At 44.0% G+C, this 3,587-nt stretch carries 1 protein-coding gene; it reads left to right on the top strand.

What is annotated here, in order from left to right; all coding sequences use genetic code 11:
- The coding region (locus V7K97_RS21515) for a condensation domain-containing protein (RefSeq protein WP_334803036.1) at positions 1 to 3,587 on the top strand (3,587 nt) is incomplete at both ends.

The following is a 3,587-nucleotide window of genomic DNA, read 5'->3' as shown; positions in this document are numbered from 1 at the left end:
TATAAAACCGGAGACCTAGCCCGTTATTTACCAGATGGCAACATCGAATACCTGGGGCGCATCGACAACCAGGTAAAAATCCGGGGCTTCCGCATCGAATTGGGAGAAATCGAAGCCGTACTCAGCCAACATCAAGACGTGCAAACGTCCGTTGTCATCGCCCGCGTTGACAACCCTGGAGATCAGCGCCTAGTCGCCTACATCGTACCGCAAAAACAGCAGACACCCACACTCAGCGTTCTGCGTCAATTCCTCAGGGAAAGACTACCAGACTACATGATGCCTTCTTTCATAGTCATCCTGGAATCCCTACCCCTAACTCCCAACGGCAAAATCGACCGTCGCGCCTTACCCGCCCCAGAATCACGCACCGGAATAGAAATCAGTTTAGTCGCACCCCGCACCCCCATTGAAGAAAAACTAGCCCAAATTTGGGAGCAAATTCTGAGAGTAGAGCCAATAGGCATACATGATAACTTCTTTGAACTAGGAGGAGACTCCATCCTCAGCATTCAAATCATCGCCAAAGCAAAGCTATTAGGAATAGTACTGACCCTCAAACAACTATTTGGCAATCAAACAATCGCCCAATTAGCCACAGTCGCAGGCACAACGAAAGCACTCTTAATCGAACAAGGATTAGTCACCGGCACATTACCTTTAACACCAATTCAAAAGTGGTTTTTTGAGCAAGACACACCACAAAAGCACCACTTTAATCAATCATTGCTACTCACAGTTCCATCTAACATTAACCTGGAAATATTAGAGCAAGTCTGGCAGCAATTGCTCAAACATCACGATGCTCTCCGCCTAAGATTTAGCCAAACAGACTCTACTTGGCAGCAGATGTATGCGGCTCCAACCGATAGCAATACTATCTCCTATTTCGACCTCTCAACAATCAGAGAAAGTCAGCTTCCAAAGACAATTGAAACCACCGCCAACTCCTTACAGGCGAGTTTGAATCTGTCGGAAAATCTGGTGCAGGTAGCCTTATTCTTTTTGGGGAACGACAAAAGAGCGCGATTACTCATTGTCATTCACCATCTAGTAGTAGACGGTGTTTCCTGGCGGATATTATTAGAAGATTTGCAAACAAGTTACGAGCAGCTAAGTCGAGGTCAGGCCATTCAACTCCCTGCCAAAACCACATCTTTCAAAGATTGGGCGCAACAACTAACAGCTTATGCCCAATCAGAAGTCAATAAATCAGAACTGGCTTATTGGTTGAGTGAATCTCACTCCTGGGTTTCTCCGATCCCAGTAGACTATGCAGAAGGAGTTAACACTGCTGCATCTGCTAATACAATATCAGTGTCATTAAACCAAGCAGAAACCCTGTCCCTCCTACAAGATGTCCCAAAAGCTTACAAAACACAGATTAACGATGTTTTGTTGACAGCCTTAGTGCTGGTTTTGAGCAAATGGACTAACTCTAAATCTGTGTTATTCAACTTAGAAGGTCATGGGCGGGAAGATATTATCGATGGTGTAGACTTATCACGCACTATCGGTTGGTTTACAACGATTTTTCCAGTGCTTTTAAAACTTGAACCAATAGACAAAGACAATATTGGCAATGCCTTAAAATCTGTCAAGGAGCAATTACGGGCAATTCCGAATAAAGGCATTGGCTACGGCTTATTGCGCTATCTGAATAGCGATGCAGAAATTAGCCGAACACTACAGACAATTCCCGCTTCCGAGATTAGCTTCAATTATCTGGGTCAATTTGCTCAAGTTCTAAATACATCTTCTCTGATGCAACCGGCTAGTGAGTCTAGCGGAATTAGCCAGAGTTTACAAGGTCAGCGCTCAAGTCTACTAGACATTAATGCCATCATTGCAAACGAACGGCTACAAATAGATTGGGCATACAGCACTAATATCCATCAGCACGAAACCATTGAGAATATTGCCCAAGAATTTGTTGAAACTTTACGAGAAATCATTGCTCATTGTTTAGAGCCGGAAAACGGAAGTTATACGCCAACAGATTTCCCGTTAGTCAAACTTAACCAGCTAGAATTGGATGGAGTCTTGGCAAGACTACCATTGCAAGCGGAAGTGGGTAAAACTAACTGGCAAAATATTGAGGATATTTATCCCTTATCGAGTATGCAAGAGGGGATGCTGTTTGAAAGTTTGTATGCTCCAGATTCCGGGGTATATTTTGAGCAGATAACTTGCACTTTGACGGGAAACCTAGATGTAGAAGCCTTTTCACAAGCTTGGCAGCAGGTGGTAGAAAAGCATTCTATCTTCCGCACGGCTTTTGTTTGGGAGTCTTTGAGCCAGCCTCTGCAAGTTGTGTATCGAGAGGTGTTGGTGAGAGTTATGACCATCGACTGGGGAGAGTTATCGAAAGTTGAGCAGCAAGAGCAATTAGAGACTTTTCTTTCTGCGGAACGACAACAGGGTTTCCAACTCTCCCTTGTGCCATTGATACGCCTATATCTAATCCAATTAGATTCCCATACTTATCAGTTTGTTTGGTGTCATCATCATTTATTACTTGATGGCTGGTCGTTACCTTTGGTTTTCAAAGACCTGTTGGAGTTTTATCAAGCAATTTCTCAGGGTGTTAGTTTACCTAACAACATCCCAACTCTGGGCTACCGTAACTATATTGCTTGGTTACAGCAACAGGATCAAGATTTGGCTAAGGAATTTTGGCGACAAAAACTCCAAGGTTTTACTGCACCCACTTCAATGACTGTGGATAAACCATTGTCAAAGCAAGAGCAGCATTCTAGTTATGGTGAACAAGAAATTCAGTTAACGGTGTCAGCAACAGCCGCAATCGGCTCTTTTGCCCGAAAACATCAATTGACTATAAGTAATCTGGTGCAGGCGACTTGGGGATTGTTACTATGTCGCTATAGCCAAGAAGCAGATGTGGTTTTTGGTGCAACTGTCTCTGGTCGTCCTCCTGGGCTTGTTGGTGTGGAGTCGATGGTAGGATTATTTATCAATACTCTGCCAGTGCGGGTGCAAATCTCCTCTGATACTCAACTGCTGAGTTTGTTGAAGGATTTACAGGCACAACAGGTAGAGTCTGAGCAATTTTCCTATAGCTCATTGGTAGAAATTCAGGCTCTGAGTGATGTCAACAGAGGTACCTCTTTGTTTGAGAGCATTGTCGTCTTTGAGAATTATCCGGTGGATACTGCTGTTCTGCAATCCAATGGCAGTTTTTCGCTCTCGAATGTTCGGGCGATTGAACAAACAAATTATCCTCTGACGGTTGTAGTTGCCTCTGGTGAGCAATTTTTGCTGAAGGTGAGCTACGATGCTAGTCGATTTGAGTATGGGACGATTAGCCGAATGCTGGGGCATTTTGTGACAATGCTCTCAGCAATTGTGGCGAATCCTCAGCAGCACCTAGGGCAGTTGCCAATGTTAACAGCATCGGAGCAACAGCAGTTATTAGTTGAATGGAATGATACTCAAGTAGACTATCCCGAAGATTTATGTATTCATCAGTTATTTGAAGAGCAGGTAGAACGTACACCAGATGCAGTCGCAGTGGTGTTTGAGAATCAACAACTCACATACCGCGAGTTGAATAGTCGGGCTAACCA

This window comes from Nostoc sp., from assembly GCF_036917815.1.
Classification (GTDB): domain Bacteria; phylum Cyanobacteriota; class Cyanobacteriia; order Cyanobacteriales; family Nostocaceae; genus Nostoc.
Note: the sequence above shows the minus strand (reverse complement) of the source record. Positions and strands in the feature narration are given on the sequence as shown.